The sequence below is a fragment of the Kribbella sp. NPDC048837 genome, assembly GCF_055586945.1.
Genome location: NZ_JBVJHF010000009.1, coordinates 250762 through 273014, shown reverse-complemented (window position 1 = coordinate 273014; position 22253 = coordinate 250762). Strand labels below are relative to the sequence as shown.

20 protein-coding genes are annotated in these 22253 nt (G+C 68.6%); 7 read left to right on the top strand and 13 right to left on the bottom strand.

Annotation, left to right across the window (positions count from 1 at the left end; translation table 11 throughout):
- The first annotated feature begins 43 nt into the window (after positions 1-43).
- Positions 44-2557, top strand: coding sequence for a X2-like carbohydrate binding domain-containing protein (locus ACZ6O0_RS36000; protein ID WP_465769518.1), 2514 nt, complete (start codon positions 44-46; stop codon positions 2555-2557).
- 114 nt (positions 2558-2671) lie between these two features.
- Here ACZ6O0_RS36000 and ACZ6O0_RS35995 read toward each other — a convergent pair whose 3' ends face one another.
- The 4 genes from ACZ6O0_RS35995 to ACZ6O0_RS35980 all read right to left on the bottom strand — a co-directional run bounded on the left by ACZ6O0_RS35995 (position 2672) and on the right by ACZ6O0_RS35980 (position 5066).
- Positions 2672-3817, bottom strand: a complete 1146-nt coding sequence (locus tag ACZ6O0_RS35995) for a serine/threonine-protein kinase (RefSeq protein ID WP_465769517.1) — start codon at positions 3815-3817, stop codon at positions 2672-2674.
- A 28-nt stretch (positions 3818-3845) separates the two neighbouring features.
- Positions 3846-4019 (bottom strand): ANTAR domain-containing protein, encoded by a 174-nt coding sequence (locus ACZ6O0_RS35990; protein WP_465769739.1) that lies wholly within the window; start codon positions 4017-4019, stop codon positions 3846-3848.
- Between the two features lie 107 nt (positions 4020-4126).
- Positions 4127-4516 (bottom strand): hypothetical protein, encoded by a 390-nt coding sequence (locus ACZ6O0_RS35985; protein WP_465769516.1) that lies wholly within the window; start codon positions 4514-4516, stop codon positions 4127-4129.
- A 43-nt stretch (positions 4517-4559) separates the two neighbouring features.
- Positions 4560-5066, bottom strand: a complete 507-nt coding sequence (locus ACZ6O0_RS35980) for a Ppx/GppA phosphatase family protein (RefSeq protein WP_465769515.1) — start codon at positions 5064-5066, stop codon at positions 4560-4562.
- Positions 5067-5247: 181 nt separating this feature from the next.
- On the opposite strand from ACZ6O0_RS35980, the gene ACZ6O0_RS35975 reads away from it, so the two are divergent.
- The 5 genes from ACZ6O0_RS35975 to ACZ6O0_RS35955 all read left to right on the top strand — a co-directional run bounded on the left by ACZ6O0_RS35975 (position 5248) and on the right by ACZ6O0_RS35955 (position 11094).
- A complete protein-coding gene (locus ACZ6O0_RS35975) occupies positions 5248-6276 on the top strand; it encodes a LacI family DNA-binding transcriptional regulator (protein ID WP_465769514.1) in 1029 nt (342 codons plus the stop codon).
- Positions 6277-6407: 131 nt separating this feature from the next.
- Positions 6408-7508, top strand: coding sequence for a glycoside hydrolase family 172 protein (locus tag ACZ6O0_RS35970; protein WP_465769513.1), 1101 nt, complete (start codon positions 6408-6410; stop codon positions 7506-7508).
- A gap of 7 nt (positions 7509-7515) precedes the next feature.
- A complete protein-coding gene (locus ACZ6O0_RS35965) occupies positions 7516-8856 on the top strand; it encodes a glycoside hydrolase family 32 protein (RefSeq protein ID WP_465769512.1) in 1341 nt (446 codons plus the stop codon).
- 140 nt (positions 8857-8996) lie between these two features.
- Positions 8997-10055, top strand: a complete 1059-nt coding sequence (locus ACZ6O0_RS35960; protein WP_465769511.1) for a hypothetical protein — start codon at positions 8997-8999, stop codon at positions 10053-10055.
- 1 nt (position 10056) lies between these two features.
- Positions 10057-11094, top strand: coding sequence for a hypothetical protein (locus ACZ6O0_RS35955; protein WP_465769510.1), 1038 nt, complete (start codon positions 10057-10059; stop codon positions 11092-11094).
- Between the two features lie 43 nt (positions 11095-11137).
- Here the strand turns inward: ACZ6O0_RS35955 and groL are convergent, their stop codons facing one another.
- From groL to ACZ6O0_RS35910, 9 genes are all read right to left on the bottom strand, one after another.
- Positions 11138-12832 carry a chaperonin GroEL gene (gene groL, locus ACZ6O0_RS35950; protein WP_465769738.1) on the bottom strand — a complete coding sequence of 565 codons (1695 nt, stop codon included), beginning with the start codon at positions 12830-12832 and terminating at the stop codon, positions 11138-11140.
- Positions 12833-12857: 25 nt separating this feature from the next.
- A complete protein-coding gene (locus ACZ6O0_RS35945; RefSeq protein WP_465769509.1) occupies positions 12858-13883 on the bottom strand; it encodes an NAD(P)-dependent alcohol dehydrogenase in 1026 nt (341 codons plus the stop codon).
- Positions 13880-14596 carry an iron-sulfur cluster assembly protein gene (locus ACZ6O0_RS35940; protein ID WP_465769508.1) on the bottom strand — a complete coding sequence of 239 codons (717 nt, stop codon included), beginning with the start codon at positions 14594-14596 and terminating at the stop codon, positions 13880-13882. The genes ACZ6O0_RS35945 and ACZ6O0_RS35940 overlap by 4 nt, the downstream gene beginning before the upstream one ends.
- A complete protein-coding gene (locus tag ACZ6O0_RS35935; RefSeq protein ID WP_465769507.1) occupies positions 14596-15639 on the bottom strand; it encodes an amidohydrolase family protein in 1044 nt (347 codons plus the stop codon). Before ACZ6O0_RS35935 ends, ACZ6O0_RS35940 begins: the two co-directional genes overlap by 1 nt.
- Positions 15640-15655: 16 nt before the next feature.
- Complete coding sequence (gene mimD / locus ACZ6O0_RS35930; protein ID WP_465769506.1) at positions 15656-16030, bottom strand: propane 2-monooxygenase effector subunit MimD; 375 nt, start codon at positions 16028-16030, stop codon at positions 15656-15658.
- Positions 16027-17223 carry a ferritin family protein gene (locus ACZ6O0_RS35925; protein WP_465769505.1) on the bottom strand — a complete coding sequence of 399 codons (1197 nt, stop codon included), beginning with the start codon at positions 17221-17223 and terminating at the stop codon, positions 16027-16029. Before ACZ6O0_RS35925 ends, mimD begins: the two co-directional genes overlap by 4 nt.
- Positions 17220-18263, bottom strand: a complete 1044-nt coding sequence (locus tag ACZ6O0_RS35920; protein ID WP_465769504.1) for an FAD-binding oxidoreductase — start codon at positions 18261-18263, stop codon at positions 17220-17222. Before ACZ6O0_RS35920 ends, ACZ6O0_RS35925 begins: the two co-directional genes overlap by 4 nt.
- Before the next feature lie 29 nt (positions 18264-18292).
- Positions 18293-19945 carry a ferritin family protein gene (locus tag ACZ6O0_RS35915; protein WP_465769503.1) on the bottom strand — a complete coding sequence of 551 codons (1653 nt, stop codon included), beginning with the start codon at positions 19943-19945 and terminating at the stop codon, positions 18293-18295.
- 84 nt (positions 19946-20029) lie between these two features.
- Entirely contained in the window at positions 20030-20278 is a 249-nt protein-coding gene (locus ACZ6O0_RS35910) for a hypothetical protein (protein WP_465769502.1), read from the bottom strand.
- A 165-nt stretch (positions 20279-20443) separates the two neighbouring features.
- Here ACZ6O0_RS35910 and ACZ6O0_RS35905 point away from each other — a divergent pair, with 165 nt between their 5' ends.
- Positions 20444-22246 (top strand): sigma-54-dependent Fis family transcriptional regulator, encoded by a 1803-nt coding sequence (locus ACZ6O0_RS35905; RefSeq protein WP_465769501.1) that lies wholly within the window; start codon positions 20444-20446, stop codon positions 22244-22246.
- Positions 22247-22253: the final 7 nt, after the last annotated feature.

The window sequence follows — 22253 nt, the reverse complement described above, 5'->3', positions numbered from 1 at the left end:
CCGGGGCGCTCGGCTGTCGGCATCATCAGAGAGGTCACCGCTCATGATCAGATCCCTTCGAAAGAAGGCGATACAAGGCGTCATCACCGTTGCCGTCGTCGGCGCGCTGCTGCCGGCCGCGACATCCTCCGCCGCACCCGGCGCGAGCGGGCCGCCGCCGGGGCCGCACCGGGACACCACGAAGTCGAGCGTCACCAGCTCGGCGAGCATCAGCACGCCCGCGACGGTCAGCACTGCCGCGAGCCCCTCGCTGGGACCGGCCGGAGAGGCGGCGCTGAAGCCCTACATGGGCTGGAGCAGCTACAGCATGCAGGTGTACAAGACCGGCAGCTGGATCACGGCGGACCAGATCATCGCCCAGTCGGACGCGATGCACCAGAAGCTCCAGCCGTTCGGGTACAAGTACATCAACATCGACGCCGGCTGGAACGGCGGCATCGACGGGTACGGCCGTCCCGTCCCGAGCAAGACGCTGTTCCCGAACGGTCTGCAGGCCGTGATCGACCACATCCACGCCAACGGCCAGAAGGTCGGGCTCTACAGCATCCCCGGCATCTCGCAGGCGTTGCTGGACGCCAACCTTCCGGTGTACGGCCACCCCGGCTGCACCACCGGCGACCTGGCGGTGGTGCCCCACCAGCAGGCCGACTACTGGGGCTTCGGCTACCGCATGGACATGACGAAGCCGTGCGCCCAGGCGTACATCGACTCGCTCGCCGACCAGTTCGCGTCATGGGGCGTCGACTTCCTGAAGTTCGACAGCGTGACGCCGGGCTCGGGTCACAACGACCTGTCCCTCGACGCCCGCGACGAGGTCAAGGGCTGGTCGCAGGCACTCGCCCGCCACAAGATCTGGCTCGAGCTGTCCTGGGCCCTCGACATCAACTACGCCGACTACTGGAAGCAGGTCGCGAACGGCTGGCGCCTCGACTGGGACGTCGAGTGCTACTGCCAGGGTGAGGCGCTGACGGCGTGGCCGAACATCGCGCGGCTCTTTCCGAAGGTGGCCGACTGGTGGCGCCACGGCGGACCGGGCGGCTGGAACGATCTCGACTCCCTTGACGTCGGCAACGGCACCATGGACGGTCTGACCAAGGACGAGCGCCGTACGGCGGCCACCCTGTGGGCGGTGTCCGCGGCTCCGTTCTACATCGGCAACGACATGACCAACCTCGACTCGTACGGCCTCGAGCTGCTCACGAACCCCGAGGTGATCGCGGTCAACCAGGCCGGCCGGCCGGCGCAGCCCGTGTCGACCAAGACCAACCGGCAGGTGTGGTACTCGCTCAACGCGGACAGCTCGTACACCGTTGCCCTGTTCAACCTCGGGACCACCGAGGCCAATATGACCGCGAACTGGTCGGATCTCGGCCTGACCGGCTCCGCGACCGTACGCGACCTGTGGGCGAAGAAGAACCTCGGAGAGTTCGCGACCGGCTACACGGCGGCGACCGTCCCTCCGCACGGCGTCCGGCTGTTCAAGGTCACGCCGCAGCAGGGCTCGACGATCCGCGTCAACGACGACGACCTGCGGGTCTCGTACCAGGGCGACTGGCAGCGCAACGGCAACCGTGAGGTCCCAGCCGTCTCGGAGCCGTTGACGGTGAACGTCACGGACACCGGCACTCCCCCGGCGACCACTCCGGCCGGGTCCGGCGTCCGCACGGTCGAGCTGAACAACGACAACCCGGCGATCGTCTACACGGGTTCGTGGAGCCGGAGCACGGGCCGCGGGCTCGGTGACTACCAGGACGACGTGCAGTACACCGAGACCAACGACGACTCGTTCAGCTACAGCTTCGTCGGCACCGGTGTGGACTACGTGACGGAGAAGGACCCGTCGCAGGGCCAGGTCGACATCTACGTCGACGGTGCGTTCAAGGAGACCGTGGACACCCACGCCGACGCCCGCGCCGCGCAGCAGACGGTGTTCAGCATCTCGGATCTGCCGAACGGCAGCCACACGATCCGCGGTGTGAAGAAGTCCGGACAGTTCATGCTGGTCGACAAGCTGGTGGTACGGCAGGAGAGCCTGCTGAACCCGGGTACGGCGGCGTTCGACAAGCAGCCGTCCGCGCAGGCCGATGTCAGCACCGAGATCGGTCGCGACCCCGGCGAACTGGTCGCGGTCTCGAACGGCGGCGCCGACCTGGTCAAGGGCACCGACTACACCGTCGACGGCCGGACCGTGACGATCAAGAAGGAGTACCTCGCGACCCGGCCGACCGGCACCACGACACTGGACTTCCGGTTCCGTGGTGACTATCGCGACGACGTGCACGCCGCGACGGCCGACGGTGCGGCGTTCGAGTTCGCCTTCAAGGGCACGGGCGTCAGCTGGATCACGGCGCTGGCTCCGGACCAGGGCGAGGCCGACGTGTACATCGACAACAAGCTGGTCACCCGGGTGAACCTGGCCAACGCGGCGCGGGTCACGAACCAGCAGGTGTTCTCCCGCACCGGCCTGAAGGATGCGGCCCACACGCTGCGCATCGTGAAGGTCTCGGGCGACGTACTGCGCACCGACGTGGTGCAGTACACCGTCGCCAAACCCTGACAGCCGCGGGCTGGGGGTCCGAGGGCTTTCGGATCCCCGGCCCGACGGCGAGCTCAGGCCTGCCGACCCGATCGTCGCGCAGTTCCTGGCCGCCGCGATCGGCACCGCGAGGGCTTAGGGTTTGGGCTTCTTCTTCTCCGGCTTGTCTTGCTTGGGGTGCTCGCTGCGGTTCGGCTTGCCCTTGCCTGAGCTCGGCGCGGGTGGCGGGTGACTGGTGATCGTCGCCGGTGTGCGGGTGACCGTGCGGGTCGGGGTCGGCGGTGGTGTGCCGCTCGGAGTGGTTGAGGGAGGTCTCAGGTCGTTCGTCGCCGGGAGCTCGACACCTCGGGTGTCCAGGGCGAGGCCGACGGCGGCCGAGATCACGAGCGCGAGTGCGGCGCCGATCCCGGCGAGAACGGGTCGCGAGGGAGTACGGCGTACGGGCAGCTCTGTGGTGTCGGCGGGCGGCGGTGGCTTGGCGCCGGCGGCGAGCTGGGCCGCGGTGGGACGGCGGTCCGGGTCCTTGGCGAGCATCCAGAAGATCAGGGCCTCGAGGTCACCGGCCAGCTCCGGCCGTACGTCGCTCGGCGCGGGCGGATCGTGCTCCACGTGCTGGAACAGGATCGACGCGGGCTCGTCCGCGACGAACGGGAGACGTCCGGTCACCAACTGGTACAGGACACAGCCGAGCGCGTAGACGTCCGACGCAGGTGTGGCAGGCTTACCGAGTGCACGCTCCGGGGACAGGAAGTGAGTCGTGCCGACGATCTGACCGGCTGCCGTCATCGTCGTCGTGGTGTCGTCGAGGAAGCGCACGATGCCGAAGTCGGCGACCTTCACCAACCCGTCCTCGGCCAGCAGCAGGTTCGCCGGCTTGATGTCGCGATGCACGACCCCCTGCCGATGGGCCGCCGCCAGACCGGCCGCTGCCTGCCGGACGATGCCCTCGGCCCGCTTCGCGGGGAGCGGACCCGTGCGCCTCAGTTCGTCCGCCACGGTGCGACCGGTCACCAGCTCCATCGCCAGGTACGAGCAGTCCTCGTGGGCGCCGAAGTCGTACGCGACGACGACGTGCGGGTCGCGGATGCGCGCCGCGGCCCGCGCCTCGCGCAGGAAACGCTCCGAGACCGCGAGGGTCTCGGGAACCGGCAGCATCAGCTTGACGGCCACCGCGCGGCCCAGGATCTCGTCCGTCGCCCGGTAGACCTCGCCCATCCCACCGCGACCGATCTCCTCGGCGATCCGGTACCGGCCCGCAATCAGCTCCCCTGTTCGTGGCATCCGCAACCGGTACCCGCGCCGGCACCGATCATCCGCGGGTGGTGGCGATCAGGCGGCGGGCCACCTCGCGGAGTTTGACGTTGCCGTCCTGGGACAGGCGGGCGAGGAAGGCGAACGCGCGCTCGTCGGTCAGGTGGTAGCGCTCCATCACGATGCCGACCGCCGTACCGATCATCGTGCGGGTGCCGATCGCCTCGCGCAGGTTGTGGATCTCCCGGGCGTAGTCGATCGCCGTCGCGGCCTGGTGCCGGAACAGCTCGCCGAGGACGCCGAGATCGCGGAAGGCGCCGACCTCGCGGGCGTACAGGTTCAGGGCACCCCGGGACTTCGGGCCGTTGAGAGCGCGATCCCCGCCTGCGCACGGATCCCGGCAGCCACCGCACTCACGGCGTACCGGGGGAACCGTTCGTCGTGGGCCAGATCTGGTGACGCGACGTGCACGGCATCCGCGGCCGCCTCGTAGCACGGACCTTCCCGCAGCTCGTACTGCGCGGCATCGACACCCAGGAGCAGGTCGACGGTCGGCGCCGCCGTCTCCAACCGCCCGTCGGAGTGCAGGATCGTGATACTCGCGTACTCCGTGTCCGGCAGGGTCTCCACCGCCGCGGCCGTGATGCGACCGAGCGTGTGGTCGAGGTCGCCGGGAGTCAACGAGCTCGCCAGCCGCTGAGCCACATCCAACAGTCGATCATCATCCACGGCACACCCTGTACCCCGAACAAACCCACCCAGCCGCGGCTGGTCAGGCTCTGTGGGGCGTAGACGCATGGGGCATCCGGGTCACATTGCCCGGTGGTGTGGGGGTTGTGAGGACCTCGACCGGTTGGAGGGAGTCCAGGGTGAGTGGTTGCTCCTGGTGCATCACGGTTTCCAGATGGTGGAGGATGATGCCCTCGCGCAAGGCCCAGGGCGACACGTCGAGGGATTTGATGTCGAGGGTCGTCATGACCGCGTGCGCGGCGATGGCTCCCGCGACGATCTGCCGGGCTCGGGCTTCGGAGACACCGCGCAGCCGGGCCCGCTCGGCGGTCGAGAGCTCCGCGAGGCGGGGGATCCAGGCCGCCACATCAGCGCGGCGGAGACGACGGCGTACGAACGGACCGGTGCGTTGCGGTGGAGCGCCCGCGAGCCGAGCCAGCTGCTTGAACGTCTTGGAGCTGGCGATCACCCGTTTGGGATCGCCCTCCCACCGGAGCCGGTCCGACACCTCCCGCAGCGTCGACCGCGCGTGCTGGCGTACGTCGCGCAACCGTCGCCTCGCCGAGCAACGTGGCGTGTTTCACCGCGTGCGTCGGCAGCGGCGGTGCACCGGGCGACGCCTCGACCACCTGTAACTGGGCCGAATTCGACCCGACATCCAGCACGCCGATTCTCACCGGTCCCCTGTTCCCGCTCCGGAAACGCGTGATTCTGCGTGAGATGCTGGCGCCATGGGTGAGCGGCGGGTGACGTCGGCGGATATCGCGAAGGCGTCCGGGGTGTCGCGGTCCGCGGTGTCGCTGGTGCTGAACGGGCGGGGCGACGGGATGGTCGACGCGGAGAAGCAGAAGCGGATCCGGGCGGTCGCCCGCGAACTCGGGTACGTACCGAACGCGTCCGCGGTGAACCTGCGCCGCCGTCGGACCGCGACGATCGGGCTGGTCACCGACGCCATCGCGAGCGCGCCGTTCGCCGGGCCGCTGTTGTCCGCGGCCAGCGACGTGGCGCTCGAGGCGGGCTACATGATCCTCACCATCGACACCTGGCAGCATCCGTCGTACGTCGACGGCGCGCTGGCCACCCTTCGGGCGCGGGACGTGGACGGCCTGATCTACGCCGACGCGGGACTGCGGCAGGTGGAGCACATCGACGCACCACCGGGCGTGCCGCTCGTGCTGGCCAACGCGTTCGTTGCCGACAACTCCCTTCCGGCGTTCATCCCCGACGACGAGGGCGGTGAACGCGCGGCCGTCGACCTCGTGATCGCGGCCGGGCACCGCCGGATCGCCTTTATTACTGGGGATAGCGACTCGTATGCGACCGTGCAGCGGGTCCACGGGTTCACGGCCGGGATGAACGCGGCGGGGCTGCCGGTCGAGGGCGCCATCGTGCCGGCCCGCTACAGCCTCGGCTCCAACCATGCGGCCGCGCTGGAACTGCTCCGGCGGCCCGAGAGGCCGACCGCCATCCTGGCCGCCAACGACCGTGGCGCGATCGGAATCGTGCTGGCCGCGGCGTCGCTCGGACTGTCCGTGCCGGGCGACCTGTCGGTGGTCGGGTACGACGATGAGCAGTTCCTCGCCGCCGAGGTCCCGCCCGGGCTCACCACCATCGCGCTGCCGCACCGCGAGATGGGACAGCGGGCCGTCACCGAACTGCTGGCCCGGATCGCCGGCAAGGGGTACGGCGACCCCGGCACGGAACGCCTCCCGTGCCTCCCCGTCCTCCGCGGCACCGTCGCCGCACCCCCACCCCACTGACCCGGCCCGCCGGCCTCCGGCGGCTCGGCGAGCCCGCGCTGCTGACCCCGACCGGGTGCCGGGACGGATCTTGACAGTGGCGACCTAACACCTGTTAGGTGGCGCACGGTCATCGATCGAATGAGGGGCTCATGACGGACTGGTCAGCACTGACCCGATCGCCCGGCCGGCGCCGGAGCCGATCCATCAACGCCGAGAACCCGACCGGCGCCCCCGGACAGGCGGCCATGACCGCCTCGGCCCTCGGCCCGTCCCGCAAAGGCCGCCCGGCGATCGCGCTCGAGCCCGGCGAGACGGCGACCCTGGCCGACATCACCGGCCCCGGCGTGATCCGCCACCTCTGGATGACCGTGCCGGACAAGACCCCGGCCGGTCCCTGGGTCCTTCGGGACCTCGTGCTCCGGATGTGGTGGGACGACGACGAGCGCCCGGCCGTCGAAGTACCGCTCGGCGACTTCTTCTGCAACGGCTTCGGGCAGCGCACGCTCGTCACCTCGGAGCCGATCGTGGTCGCGCCGACCGGCGGACTGAACAGCTACTTCCCGATGCCCTTCCGCCGCCACGCCCGGATCGAACTGACGAACGAGCACCCGGGCACGGTCGGCGGGATCTACTACCAGATCGACTACACGGTGGACGATGACCTGGCCGACGACACCGCGCTGTTCCACGCCCACTGGCGACGCAGCAACGCCTCCACCGCGCCGGGTGAGGACCACGTCGTCCTCGACGGAGTCGTTGGCAGCGGCAACTATGTCGGGACCTACATCGGGTTGACCGCGCTCGAGCGGTTCTGGTGGGGCGAGGGCGAGGTGAAGTTCTACCTCGACGACGACGAGGACTACCCGAGCCAGTGCAGCACCGGGCTCGAGGACTACGCGGGTGGTGCGTGGGCTTTCCAGGACGCGCTGCGGACCGATCCCCCACCGGTGCCGTTGACCTTCAGCGCGCCGTACTGCGGCTATCCGTTCTACTCGGCCGAGGACACCACCGGGCATTCGCCGTTCGCCACGAGCACGCTGCAGTCGCACGGCATGTACCGCTGGCACCTGCCGGACCCGCTGATCTTCCACCGGCGACTGAAGATCACGCTGCAGCAGATCGGCGCCTGGGACCACGGGCACTTCGAACGCACGGACGACATCTCCAGCGTCGCGTACTGGTACCAGGTCCCGGGCGGCTCGAACGACCTGCCTCCGCTGCCTTCCCGCGAGTTCCGCCGACCCCGTTAGGAAGACCATGACCGACTACCAGGAAGCCAACCGCGGTCAGTTCCACTTCAGCCCACGGGCCGGATGGATGAACGATCCCAACGGGCTGCTTCACTACCGCGGCACGTACCACTTCTACTTCCAGCACGCCCCGAACAGCCTGGTCTGGGACACGATGCACTGGGGTCACGCCACCAGCACCGACCTGGTCCACTGGCAGCAGCAGCCCAACGCTCTCGACCCCACCGTCCACCACCCCGGTGACCTGTGGTCGGGCGGCGGCGTGGTCGACGTACGGAACACCTCCGGGCTCAAGGACGGCGACCACGATCCGATCCTCGTCTTCACCGGCACGCAGGGCGTCCGAACCTTCTACAGCCTCGACGGCGGCATGACGTTCACGGCGTACGACGAGGGCCGGGTGATCGCCCGGCCGAGCGGTCACGAGAACCGCGACCCGAAGGTCGTCTGGCACGAGCCGTCCCGGACCTGGGCGATGGTGGTGTGGTCGGACAACGACGGGAACGGCGTGGACTTCTTCGTGTCGCCCGACCTGCTGACCTGGGAGCGGACCGGGCGGTACGTCGCGGACTGGTTCTTCGAGTGCCCGGACTTCACGCCGATGGTGCTGGACGGCAGGGTGCACTGGGTGCTTCGCGACGGACGCGGCACGTACGTCGTCGGCGATTTCGACGGGCGCGAGTTCCGGACGGACTGGACCGAGGCGCACACCATCACCGTGAACCCGGGTGGTGCGGCCGGTCACTACTACGCGGCACAGTCGTTCGACAACGTGCCGGACGGACGCGTGGTGACGATGGCCTGGCAGGGGCTCAACCGCGGCTCGACCTGGACCGGTAACGCCAGCTTCCCGGTGGAGCAACGACTCGTCGCGACCCCGGACGGTCCCCGGCTGTTCAGCCTGCCGGTCGACGAGGTCGCCGTACTGCGCCGATCGACCAAGACGTGGGGCGCCGAGCAACTCTCCGCCGGATCTCCACTGAGACTCGACGACGCCACCAGCTACGAGCTCGAGGCAACGTTCGATCTCACCGACACCCCGGCCGGCTCGTTCACGTTCCGGCTGCGCACCGGTTCCGACGGATCGGCCGCCCGCGAGGTCACCTACGACATCGGGGCCGGCCTGCTGGACGGCGTACCGCTGGCTGCCGACGGGACCCTCACGGTCCGGCTCCTGGTAGACCGTGGCCAGCTGGCAGTCTTCGCCGCCGACGGCGCCTACTACGCGTGCTACAACGTCGACTTCGACACCGCCTCCACCGGCGACGGTCTCCAGCTCACCAGCACGGTTCCGCTGCGGCTGGAGTCCCTCACCCTCCACCAGCTGGCGTCCATCTGGCCTCTATAGATGCACCGACGACCCCCAAAGTTGCGGCCTTCGGGAGATTGTTCGGCGATCGTTGCGGCCGGACGAGATTTCCGCGATCGCCAACAAATAAAGGGATTCCGACGCTAGCGGACGAGGGATCCACGTGCCACCCTGCGGGAATGAGCACGAAGATCTGGGCGGCCCTGGCCGCCGCTGTCGCGTTGGTGCTGGGCACGACGACGGCCGCGACCGCCGTACCCGAGACGACCAGTTCCGTCGATCCGAACCTGACGGTCACGAGTGTCGTGCTCGGGCGTACGTCGGTCGCCGTCTCCGGGCTGAACACCGTGGCCGTACCGGTCACGGTGGTCGGCGGGTACGCCACGACCGGGTCGTACACCATCTATCTCAACGTCTTCCTGGACCGCACCGGCGGCAGCGGACCGGCGAGGTACATGGTCGCGGCACTCCTGACGCTGGCCTCCGGGACCAACGCGAGCGGCACCTGGAAGGGGTTCCTCTACGTGCCGTCGACGGCGAACGGGACCTTCAAGGTCTCCGGCGTCATGCAGGGCCAGATCATCGACGGCTCCGACGGCAGCATGACCACCCCGACCCCGTTCGCCGGTCCGAGTATCGCGGTCACCGGGCTCCACCTGCCGAGGATCGGCGTCTCGATCATCCCGAAGGTGGTCCCGTTCGGCTCGGCGTACACGGCCCGGGTCGCGATCACCGACGCGACGACCGGCAAGCCGTACGGCAGCCGGATCAACGTCCAGATCACCTGGGACAACCTCTGCGTCGAGCACGACGGGGACCGCTACCTCACCAACGCGTCCGGCATCGTCGACCGGGCCTACCCGGCCGCCGCCGCGGACGCGCTGAACTGCGTCCGGTTGCGCGGCAGGGCGTTCGACACTGCGGGACTCGGTTGGTGGGTCGCCCGGCCGGGAATCGTCGGCGCGACGCCGTCCAAGACCAGCGTCCGGGTCGGCACGGTCGTGCCGGTCAACGGCTCGGTGGCGGGCGCGCCCTCCAACTGCCCGGTGATCCTGCAGCGCCTGTCCGGCGCGACGGCGTGGCGTGGAGTGAGCCAGGACGTGGTCCGGCAGAGCGGACGGTTCACAGTGCTCGCCCAGCCGCCGTACGTCGGCAACGTGATCTACCGCGTGTACTTCCCGACCTGCTCCCGCTATCAGGCCGGCTACTCCAAGAGCTTCGTGATCCGGGGACTGTGACATGAGGGCGATCCGTGTGGTCATCCTCGCGCTGGCCCTGGTCGCGTTGAACGTGACCGCGGTCCAGGCGGTCCCGGACCCGAAGCTGACCGTCACCGGCGTCACGCTCGGGCGTACGTCGGTCGCCGTCTCCGGACTGAACACCGTGCCGGTCACGGTGCGGGTGCTGGCCGGCTACGACTCCACCAACGCCAACGTCTCGCTGGCCGTCTTCCTGAAGCGCACTGCCGGGACCGGGCAACTCGCGACGATGATCGCGATCGACCTGGAGCGCGTGTCCGGCACCACCCAGAACGGTGAGTGGCTCGGCACGCTGAACGTGCCCTCGACGGCGAACGGGACCTTCACGGTGAGCGGCGTACAGGTCGGGCCGTACACCGTGAACGCGAACGGGGTCAGTCCGATCGACCCGACCCCGTTCGACGGGCCGAGTCTGGTCGTGACCGGCTACCACCTGCCCAAGCTGACCGCGTCGGTGAGTCCGCGGGTGGTGCCGTTCGGGTCCGGCTTCACCGTCCGGGCCGCCGTGACGGATTCCGCCACCGGGAAGCCGTACGGGACCAGGATCCCGCTCAGGTTCGCCGCCGCCGCGTGGTGCAAGCAGATCGTCCTGACCTCGAGCGAGATCACCGACACGGCCGGCATCGCGCAGACGTCGTACGCCGGTGGGCTGGCCGACAGCATCACCTGCGTCCGGCTCCGCAACGGCCCGTTCGACAAGCTCTCGATCTCGTTCCTGGTCGCCCGCCCCGGCATCGTCGCGGCGACGCCCGCGGCGACCAGCGCCCCCGTCGGTACGATCGTCCCGGTCAACGGCTCCGTCGCCGGTGCACCCGCCGGTTGCCCGGTCGTCCTCCAACGGTTGCTCGGGGCAACACAATGGCGCGGTGTGAGCCAGGGAGTGGTCCGGTCGAGCGGCCGCTTCACCGTCCTCGCCCAGCCGCCGTACGCCGGGAACGTCAGCTACCGCGTGTACTTCCCCGCCTGCACCCGCTACCAGGCAGGGCTCACCAAACCCTTCACGATCCGCGGTCTCTGACCCACGGCCGCCCTCAGTCGAAGCTGAGGGCGGCCCTCGGGGGTCAGCCGACAGAGGGGCCCAGGCCCAGCGATTGCGGGGTACTGGAGTCGGGTGACGGTTGGTGCAGGCCTTCGTCCAGAGCGCCGTACTCGGTCATCAGGGCAGGGCTGCCGCCCCACGGCGTCTGTTCCTCGGCGATCAGCGTGTTCGTGGTGAGCAGCAGACCGGCGACCGAGGCACCGTTCTGGAGGGCCGAGCGGGCGACCCGGAGCGGGTCGATGATGCCCATCTCGAGCATGTTGCCGTAGCGGCCCTCGAGGGCGTCGAAGCCGTCGTCGACGCCGAGCTGGGCGGTCCGCTCCAGCACCTCCGCGCCGTTGTAGCCGGCGTTCGCCGCGATCAGGTACGCCGGCTCCCGCAGCGCGCGCCGGACGATCTCGACCCCGGTCTCGTAGTCGCCCTTCACGTCCAGGTCGTCCAGCGCGGAGGCGGCGTGCAGCAGAGCCATCCCACCACCGGCGACGATGCCCTCTGCCATCGCGGCCCGGGTGGCCGACAACGCGTCCTCGACCCGGTGCTGCAGTTCCTTGAGCTCGGCCGGGGTCGGCGCACCGACCCGGATGACCGCGACCTTGCCGGACAACGCACCGATCCGCTCGGTGAGCACGTCCTCGTCCACCCCGAAGGTGGCCCGCTCCAGCTCGGCCCGCAGCTGGGTGATCCGGAACGCGACGTCCTGCTCGTGACCGGTGCCGGCCACGATCGCCGTCCGGTCCGCGGTGACCCGGACCTGGTCGGCGCGACCGAGCTGGTCCAGGGTCATCGTCTCGAGGTTGAAACCGGAGTGCCGGCTGAAGACCGCGCCGCCGGTGATCGCCGCGATGTCCTCCAGCTTGTGCAGCCGCCGGTCGCCGAAGCCCGGCGCCTTGACCGCGACACACCGGAACAGGCCGTTCACGTGGTTGTGCACCAGCATGCTGAGCGCGGTCCCCTCGAGGTTCTCCGCGATGATCACCAGCGGCTTCGGCTCGCGCATGATCTTGTCCAGCAGCGGCATGACCTCCTGGACCTTGGTGATCTTCTCGCTGCACAACAGGATGTAGGGATCGTCGAAGATCGCCTGCAGGCTGCCCGGATCCGTCACCATGTACGGCGACAGGTAGCCGTTGTCGAACTCGAAGCCCTCCAGGAAGTCCACGCTCATACCGTGCGCGGCCGACTCCTCGACGGTCACGATCCCGCCGTCCCCGACAGTGTGCAGGGCCTTCGCGATCACCGCGCCGACCATGTCGTCGTCGTTCGCCGAGATCGCCGCCACCCGGGCGAAGTCGAGCTCGGTGGCGACCGGGTGCGCGACCTCGCGCAGCCGGGCCACCAGGCGCCCGACCGCGAGGTCGATCCCGCGCTTGACCAGCACCGGGTTGCCGCCCTTGCCGATCGCCTGCATGCCCTCGCGGACGATCGCGTGCGCGATCACCGTCGCCGTGGTGGTGCCGTCGCCGACGATGTCGTTGGTCTTGATCGCGGCTTCCTTGACCAGTTGGGCACCCATGTTCTCGAACTGGTCCTTGAGGAAGATCTCCCGGGCGATGGTGACGCCGTCGTTGGTGACCACCGGCGAACCGGTGATCTTCTCCAGGATCACGTTGCGCCCCTTCGGGCCCAGAGTCGACTTCACCGCCTCGGCCAGCTGGTCCACCCCGGACAGCATCAGCATCCGCGCCTGCTCACCGAATCGCAGTTCCTTGGCCATCAGAGCCCTCCGGTCGTGAAATGGTCGTTTACGGAACGAGGATCGCGCGGCCGCGGACCCGGCCGGCGTCGAGATCGGCGACCGCGTCGGCGGCCGCGTCGAGCGGGTACGTCCGGGTGTGCAGGGTGACCTTGCCGGCCTGGGCGAGCGCCATCAGCTCGGTCAGTTCGTTGAACGTGCCGACGATGTTGCCGACGATGTTCCGCTCGGTCGAGATGATGTCGAGGGTCGGGATCTGGACCTGGCCGCCGTACCCGATGACGAAGTACGAACCGGCCGGCGCGGTCATCGCGAAACCGTCCTGTTCGGCGCCCTGCTCGGCGACGAAGTCGAGGACGACGTTCGCCCCGGCGCCGCCGGTGAGCTCCTGCACGGTCTGGACCTGCTTGCCGTCAGCAACGACTGTCTGGTCCGCGCCGAGCTGCTCGGCCAGCTTCAGCGCGTCGGGGTTGCGGTCGACCACGATGATCCGGGCCGCCGTCAGCGCCGCCAGGCACTGCACCCCGATGTGTCCGAGACCGCCCGCGCCGATCACGACGCAGGTCGTCCCGGGTGGCAGGAGTGGAATGGCCTTGCGCACCGCGTGGTAAGCCGTGATGCCGGCATCGGCCAGTGCCGCCACGTCCTCCGGCTTGGTGGTCGGGTCGAGCTTGACGCACGCCCGGGCGGAGGTGAGGAGGTACTCCGCCATGCCGCCGTCACTGTCGAGCCCCGGGAAGGTGCTGTTCGAGCAGTGCATGTCGTTGCCGGCCCGGCAGGCCTGGCAGAGTCCGCACGTCGGGGTCGGGTGCAGGATGACGGTGTCCCCGACCTGGACGTTGGTCACGGCCGAACCGATCTCGTGCACCCAGCCGGCGTTCTCGTGGCCGATCGTGTACGGCAGGGCCGGGTGCATGGCCTCGGCCCACTGGCCCTCGATGATGTGCAGATCGGTGCGGCACACGCCGGCCCCACCGATCTTGACGATGACGTCCAGCGGACCCTTGACGACCGGTTCCGGTACGTCCTCGACCACTGGCTGCTGGTGGTACCCGTGCAGTCGAACCGCCTTCATCCCGATCCCTCCTCGCCGGCCCCGGTCTCGGCGTACCGGTGCCGCAGCATTCCCCTACAGATGCCGGTGTTGGCCTCGATCCCGGTCCGGGTGAGGCGTGCCTTGCCCAGATACCTCGGCGCCCCGGCGCCGGTGACCGCGTCACCGGTGCCGGGGTCGAGGAGCAGCGGCGCCGCCAGGTCCGCGGGCAGGCCGAGCTCGGCCCGCCGCCGGCGCAACCGCTCCAGCTCGTCCGACGGCGGTACGTCGCCGAGCGTCAGCCCGGCGAGCTCCGCCGGATCGGTGCCGGAGGCAATCAATGGCCGGCACACCTGGTCGGTGCCGGCCAGCACCGCCTTGGCCACGAAGGTCCGGCGCAGCTCGTCCAGCTCGCCCGCGGCCTCACCCGCGAAGGAGGCCACGAACCCGGCCCGGGCCGCGACGCCGGCGTTGATCTGGTCGGCGGCGAAGTGGTCCACGAGGGCGACGTCGACGGCGCGTACGGCGGGCAGCGCGGAGACCACGTCGTACGCGTCGGCGACCATCAGGAAGGCGAAATTGGGTGCGCAGAAGTACGTCGGCAGGCGCAGCCGCACGACCACGTCGCCGGCCGCCGACACCACGCAGGTGGACACGAACCCCAGCGTCGTGATCGGCTCGTCCAGCTCCGGGTCCCGGACCGCGTCCAGGGCGGCGAGCACCACCCTGGACCGCTCCGTCACCACTGCTGTCATTACGACGTAACCAGCTTGGCGTCGTCTGGTGCTGCCGGCGTCTCCTCCTTGAGTTGAAGCTCGCCCGGAACCTTGAGGTCGTACAACTTGGCCGCGTTCAGCCCGAGGATCTTCTTCTTGCCCTCGACCCCGAGCCGCGGATAGTCGGAGAACTCGTCACCCTCCGGGAACTCCCAGTCGACGAAGCCCTCGATCTGCCACTTCGGCTCCCAGATCCCGTAGTCGCTGCCGAAGGTCATCTTGTCCTCGCCGACCCAGAACAGCAGCTCTCCCATCACCTTCGCGAAGAACCGCGGCCGGGCGTGCATCAGACCGCCGATGACGACGGACAGACCGGCGTACACGTTGGGCTCCTGGGTCGCCATGAAGCAGAAGTCCTCGATCCGCGGCAACCCGACGTGCTCGACGATGAAGTTGAGCTCCGGGAAGTCGGTCGCGGCGTGGTCGATGTCGGCGACGTCGAACGCGTCCTTGTCCAGCGGCCAGATCGTGGGGCCCTTGTGGACGTGGATGTTCTTGATCCCCAGCTCCTGGGCCTTCGCGAGGTAGGCGTACGCCGCGGGGTCGGTGAGCTTGTAGCCCCGCGACCCGGCGTTCCACTCGGCCGTGTAGAGCTTGACGCCCTTCGAGCCGTAGCGCTCGACGTTGCGGGCGAGCTCCTCCAGGCCGACGTCACCGTCGCGTGGGTCGAAGCGGGTGTTCAGCACGAACATGCCGGGGTGCTTCTCCCCCAGGTTCGCGTTCTGCTCGGTGGTGTTGAACCCTTCCTTGTACCACTCCTTCAGGTAGGTCGGCTGGAACACCGCGACGTCCACGTAGCCCTCCTCGAAGACGTCCTTCATCAGGTCGTCCTCGGAGTACTTCATGAACTTCTCGATCGGCCAGTGGGTCTCTTTCGGGGCCAGACTCATGTACGCGTGGAAGCACTCGATCCACCCCTTCGCGTACTGCTCCTGGCCGGCGACCCAGTTGTCCGGTGCCGCATTCCAGAAGTGCATGTGGCTGTCGACCACGAAGTACTTCTCACCATTCTTCTCGTACACGGAAGACCCCCTTGTGTCAGCTGGATGCGGTCAGGTCGAACCCGATGTAGTCGGCGGCGTCCTCGGGGTTGGCGAACATGATCGTCCGGTCGTCGGTGTGGACCATCCGCCCGTAGTGGGTGGACATGTTCTCCTCGAACTCGGCCTGGTCGAAGTACCCGGGCTCCTCACCGAGCGCCTCGGAGATGTCGTCGTAGATGAACTCCATCTTGCCGACCGCGTCGACGCGGATCATCGACGGCAGCGGCGTCACGGTGACGTTGTCGAAGCCCCGCATCACCTCGGCGACGACGGCGCCGACCTGGTTGTTCATCAGCGTGACGCCACACCGGTTGGACGCGGTGTTGTCGGACTTGAACGGGCTCTCGACAACTGCCTTGAGCGTGGTCACTGTGCCAACTCCTTCGGGTTCTCGAGGCCCAGCGTGCCGAGGATGCCGCTGAACCGGCTCTTCACCCGGTCGAGGCCGTCCTCGAACCGTGGCGGTTTGGCGTCCGGTTGCGACCACACCGGCTGCAGGGTGCGCGCCGCGGCCAGGGCCGCCGCGGTCCAGGTGGAGGCCCAGCCCTGCAGGATCGCCTTGTTGTGGGCGGCGAACTCACGGTCGCTGGTGAGCAGCTCGAACATCGCCGTCGTGTAGCGCAGGTCGCGCTCGGCGAAGTCGTACTCGGCGGCGCCGATCACGGTCGGCGTGACGAAGTCGCCGTTGCGCGGAGCGGCCTGCTGGATCAGCTGGCTGCGGAACAGCTCGCCGACGAGCGGCTCGAAGACGACGTTCGCGGCGAAGATCGCCTCGCACCAGTCGTCGATCGCGGTCAGGCGCTCGGCGACATCCCGCACACCCTGCCAGGACGGGTCGGAGTTCCAGGTCTCCAGGTGGGCCTTGCCGTCGAAGCCGTCGATCTCCTCCGACAGGGTCAGGTTGTACAGCGCCAGGTCCTGCGCCGCGCGGATCCGGTGCATGCTGTTCACCGAGATCGCGTTGTTGTGCATGTTCGTCGGGGCCCGCCGGTTCGCGTTCGCGTACAGGTAGAGACCCAGGCCGTGGTCGACGTGCATCCAGGCGCCGACGTGCTGCTCGACGAAGCGGACCCAGTTGGTGTTCCACTGCTCGAAGGCCTTCGACTGCCGCGCGGCCTCGACGTTCTGGGTGACCTGGCGGACCACGTTGGAGTTGTAGCGGTAGAGCGTGAGCTCCCACTCCTCGTTCGGGTCGCGGAACTCGTGCCAGCCGGTGGCCGGCCAGTCCTTGACGAGCATGCCGCCGGTGCCCGGTCCGCGCTCGGGTGAGGGCTTGTCCGAGCCCCACGCCTTCAGCACGGTCCAGTCCAGCGGGTAGCCGCCGCGCCCGTCGGCGAACCCGTACAGCCAGCCCTGGGTGAGGTAGTGCCGCGGATCCGGCTGCACCTCGACGGTGACGTCCTCGTAGTGGCTCTGCTTGCGCTTCTGCGGCTGGTAGTAGTTGTAGCGCCGCGACGACGAGTCCGGGAACTCGCGGGCGCCCGCTTCGGCGTCGGTGAAGACCGGCTTCGGCACGCTGCGTTCGAACTTGCCCCCGGTCGTGGAGTCTTGTGTGGTGGTCATCGGCTCTCTGCCTCCAGCACCTTCGAGTCGCCGGCGTCGCCGGTCGTGGTGAACTTGTCGTAGTAGATGTGCTTCGTCACGACGCCCAGTCCCTCGAGCATCGGGATCGCGGCCTCGACCATGGGTGGCGGCCCGCAGACGTAGGCGTCGGCTCCGGTCAGATCCGGCTCGTTGCGACGGACGACATCGGTGATCAGGCCGGTCTCGCCGTCCCACTCGTCCTCGGACAGGGCCGGCACGAACCGGAACCGCGGCAGGGTCTGTTCCAGCCCGCGCAACTCGTCCTCGAAACACAGGTCCCGCTGGGTGCGGGCGCCGTAGTAGTACGTCGTCGGCCGGTCGATCCCCCGCTCGGCCATCGACCGCAGCAGCGACAGGATCGGCGCCATCCCGGCCCCGCCGCCGAGGAAGACCAGCCGGGCGTCCGGGTTGTCCCGGAGGGTGAACACCCCGAACGGCCCGGACAGGTCCAGTCGGTCCCCGACCTGCAGCCGCTGGTCCAGGTGCTCCGAGAACAGGCCGCCCGGGTAGACCCTGATCACGAACTCCAGCCGGCCGGTCTCCCGGCTGGTGGTGTTTGCCATCGAGAACGAGCGGGTGGCCTCGGCTCCCGGTACCGCGATGTCGACGTACTGCCCGGGGAAGAACTTCAGCTCGCCAGGCTCGGCGAGCCGAAGCACCAGGTGGCGCAGGTCATGGGTGACCGGCGTGATCGCGACGACTTCGGCGGTACGTTCCTGGATCGGCAGGCCGGAACGGATCATCTCCTCGTCGTAGTTGAGCAGCTCGATCGTGAGGTCCTCGTAGGCGTGCGCACGGCAGAGCAAGGTGTAGCCCTCGTCCAGCTCGTACTCCGGCAGCGCGAAGGTCGAGTAGCGGTCCAGTTCGATGTCCTCACCGTCGAGGACGAACGACTTGCAGGACGCGCACTGTCCCTCCTTGCAGCCGTGCATGAGCATCACACCCTGCTCGGCCGCAGCCCGTAGGATCGTCTGGTCCTCATCGACCTCGATCTCGATGCCTACGGGCTCGAACCTCACAACATGCTTCTCAGCCATGACGGACGGGATCAGGCGTCCGCAGGGGCAGGACGGCCGGCGGGGCCTCCCTTGACGTAGCGAGCGGCGAACGCGGTGCGCTCGTCGTCCGTCATCTCGTTCAGCAACACGTTCGGGCTCGCCAGCGGCGGGCACTTGCGCAGGTGGTCCAGCGTCCACATCTTGTCCGGGTTCAGATCAAGGTGCGGTTGCGCGACCATCGTCTTACCGTCGTCCCGGACGAAGCCCATGTCCGAGACCACGTCGGCCCAGTTCCATCCGTGGTACAGCGTCTCCCACTCGCGGTGACCGATCAGCTTGCCCATGTTCGGCGTCTGCCGGCCCTGGTACGTCGGCCGGAAGGCCTCCTCGTCGGTCCAGCGGCACATGTCGTGGCAGTAGGTCCGCCACTGGCCGTCGACCTTGGCCATCACCATGTCCTCGCGGACCAGGCACGGGACCATGCAGGTCCAGCACCGGTGCGGGTACTCGTAGTCGACGTCCTCGAAGACGATCGGCTTGTGACCGTTCGGCATCGACAGGCGGTTGTAGTTCTCCCACCACGCGCCGTACTTGTCGTACCAGCCCGGGTACTTGTACTCGAACCACTCGAAGTCCTTGTCCGTCATCGGGTCGATCCGCCAGTAGTTGGCGAGCCAGCCGGTGGCGAAGAACTGGGCGACCTCGTGCACGTAGCCCTTGTTCCAGATCTGGTTCCAGGACTCCTCGATCAGGTCGTGCGGGATCTCGAGGCCGTACTTCTCCAGCGGGACGAGGTAGCTGCGGTAGTAGTCGTCGTAGATCCACCGGCGCCACATCTCGGCGTAGCTCTCGCGGTCCTTGCGGCGGTCCTTCGTGCCGTACTCGATGAAGGTTCCGATCGCCGCGTCGACGACCCGGTGGTTGTTCCACCACGCGTAGCGCAGGTCGCGGGCGAGCAGCTGGTGGTTGCCCTCGTCGGCGAGTGCCATCAGCAGGGTCGCGTACCCGTTGCTGATGTGCCTGGACTCGTCGGACTGCACCGAGTGGAACACCGTCGGTAGCAGGTAGTCGCCGTTCGCGGCCGCCTCGGCCGGCATCGCGACGAACAGGGTGTTGGTGAACGCCGTCTCGGCCACGATGGTCAGGTAGATACTGGCCGCCGTGATCGCGTCACCGGTGATGAACCCCTCGGCGAACTGCCGGCCGATGGTGCCGCAGTAGTCGCTCTGGAAGTTCCGCAGGCTGGAGTTGAAGCCCGCCGGGTCGATGTAGTTGTTCATGTAGAGGCGCTTGAGGTTCTGCTGGATCGTCGAGTGCCGTACCTCGTCGATCATCTGGATCGCCTGGCCGTTGTGGAGCTCGGGGTTCGGGACGGTCCGGAACAGCAGTGGCATCGCGCGGGCGGCCGAGATCTCCGGCAGCGGGATGATGCTCAGGAAGAGCTTCTGCCATTCCAGCCAGCGCTCCTGCACCTGGCGGAACATGTTTCCACGGATCGCGCCGTCCGAGGCGCCGTACACCCGGTGGTCCTTCTCCTCCTGCATCGGGAAGTACGAGCGCAGAACCTGCTTCAGCGGGTCTTTCTTCTGCGCCTTCTGGAACGTGTAGTCGGTTCCGTACTGAGAGACCGGCTCGTGGTACGCCGGTTCCCAGGACAACTCCTGGATCTTCTGGTGGGCCTTCGCCACACTCTGGCGACTCATGGCACTCCTCCCGCTCATGTGGCCGACTGTCCTTGCAGTACATCGCCGCTGGGATGCCGGTGAGGTCTCAAATTGAGATGAAGATCACGTCTCGCCGAACATCGCCTCACGGAGCTCGGCGAGACGGTCCTGTTTCTGCTGCACGAGGCGCTGATCACCTTGTGGATCAGGCTGGATTCCCAGGCAGCGCAGCAGTTCGGCGGCCGGCTCGCCCGGGTGCCCGGTGGCTCCGAGGACTGGATGCAGGCCGACATCGGCCAGATGCTCGAACACGACGTTCACGATGGTCCACGGGTTGTACGACTCGACCTGGCTGGAGACATCGTTGTCCATCGGAACCTCCCTAGCCCCACTTCGATCACAAGCCCGCGAGCCTCCGGCGGTTGTCTCAATCTGAGACACCACTTGTGTCTGCCTGCATTAGGCTCGAACTGCGATGACCGGGTGGGGCCACGCGGATCAGTGCCGCGCCGTTCCTGCTCGGCGTCAGGAGGCCCCGTGGACGAACTCGCTGCGACGGACGACAGCGCGCGGGCCGCCACGGCCCGGCTGAACTTCCTCACCCTCGATCCGGTGCGTGCCCAGGACGTCCGGCCACCGATCCTTGCGTCCTGGGTGAGATCGCGGCGATGGAACCTGCCCGCCGACCGGATCACGCTGCCCTACGTCGCGGACCCGGATCTGGACCTGCCGCTCACACGCAGTGCGCGCCCGGTGCTGCAGCAACTGCACCAGAACCTGGACGGCCAGCCGATCAGCATCATCCTCACCGACCGGACCGGGATGGTCCTCGAACGCCTGACCGCCGACGCCGAGCTGAGCCGGCACCTCGACAAGGTGTTCCTGGCGCCGGGCTTCAGCTACGCCGAGCAGTTCGCCGGGACGAACGGGATCGGCACCGCCCTCGAGGGCGGCGGCCCGATGCACGTCTTCGGTCACGAGCACTACGCCGAGGACCTCGAGGACCTGGCGTGCGCCGGCGTACCGATCAAGCACCCGGTGACGGGTAAGACAGTCGGGGCCATCGACCTGACCTGCTGGCGCAAGGACGCCGGTTCGCTGCTGATCGCGCTCGCCAAGATCACCGCCGACAACATCAGAGGGGCGATGCTGACCGACAGCTCCACGCGGGAGCTGGCGCTGCTGCGCGCGTACAAGCAGAGCGTGCGACGGCTCGGCGACATGGTTCTCGCCGTCGACGACGACGTACTGCTGATGAATGCGAACGCGCGGCAGTCCCTCGACGCCGCCGACCAGCGCGCGGTGCTCGGCCACGCCGCCGAGCTGCTGGAACGCGGCGGCTCGGAGGCGGTCGTGGTCGAGCTGCCCACCGGCGGCTGGGCCAGGATCACCTGCCGGCCGGTCACCGTCGGCCCGCATGACGAGGCAGCGGGGATCATCCAGGTCAGCGCGCTGAGTGCCGGTGTGGACGGGCCGGTGCCGGGCTCCGTGCACCGCCCGCCGTCCCGGCCTGTGCTGCCGGGACTGGTCGGCCGGAGCGCCCCCTGGCTCGGCAGTAGCCGGGAGGTCGACAACGCGTGCCGGGCCGGGCAATGGGTCGTTCTCACCGGCGAGCGCGGCGTCGGAAAGATCGCGCTCGCGCGCGCCGCGCACCACCAGAACAACCCGGGCGGCCTGTTCCACGTGGTCGACGTCGCCATCGCGGGTGCCGGCTTCGGTGCGGAGCTGGAGGCCGAGCTGGCCGACGACTCCCTGCAGGCGCTGGTCATCCGGCACGCCGAGCGACTCGATGCCGCCGGTGTGGACGTGGCCATCGAGGCCCTGTACGGCGTGCAGGAACGCCGTCCGTCGGCCCCGCCCTGGATCGCACTCACGCTCACCGGCGACGACCAGGAAGCCGCGGATCTCGCGGACCTGTTGGCGTTGTTCCCACTCACCATCGAGGTGCCACCGCTGCGGCACCACATCGAGGACGTCCGGGACCTGGTGCCGCACTTCCTCAACCAGATGAGCCACGGCGAGCTGGCCTGTTCGCCGGAGTCGATGCAGCAGCTGATGCGTTCGTCGTGGCCGGGGAACACCGCGGAGCTGTGTCACATCCTGAAGCAGGTCGTCCTGCGGCGCCGCCGGACCGGCGTGATCACGCCCGCCGACCTGCCGGCCCGCGTCCAGGCGATCAGCCGGCGCAGCCTCAGCCAGCTCGAGGCGCTCGAACGCGACGCGATCATCCGCAGCCTGGTCGCCAACGACGGCCACAAGGGCCGGGCGGCGAAATCCCTCGGGATGTCCCGCGCCACCATCTACCGCAAGATCCACGACTACGGCATCCAGCCACCGTAAGACTTGA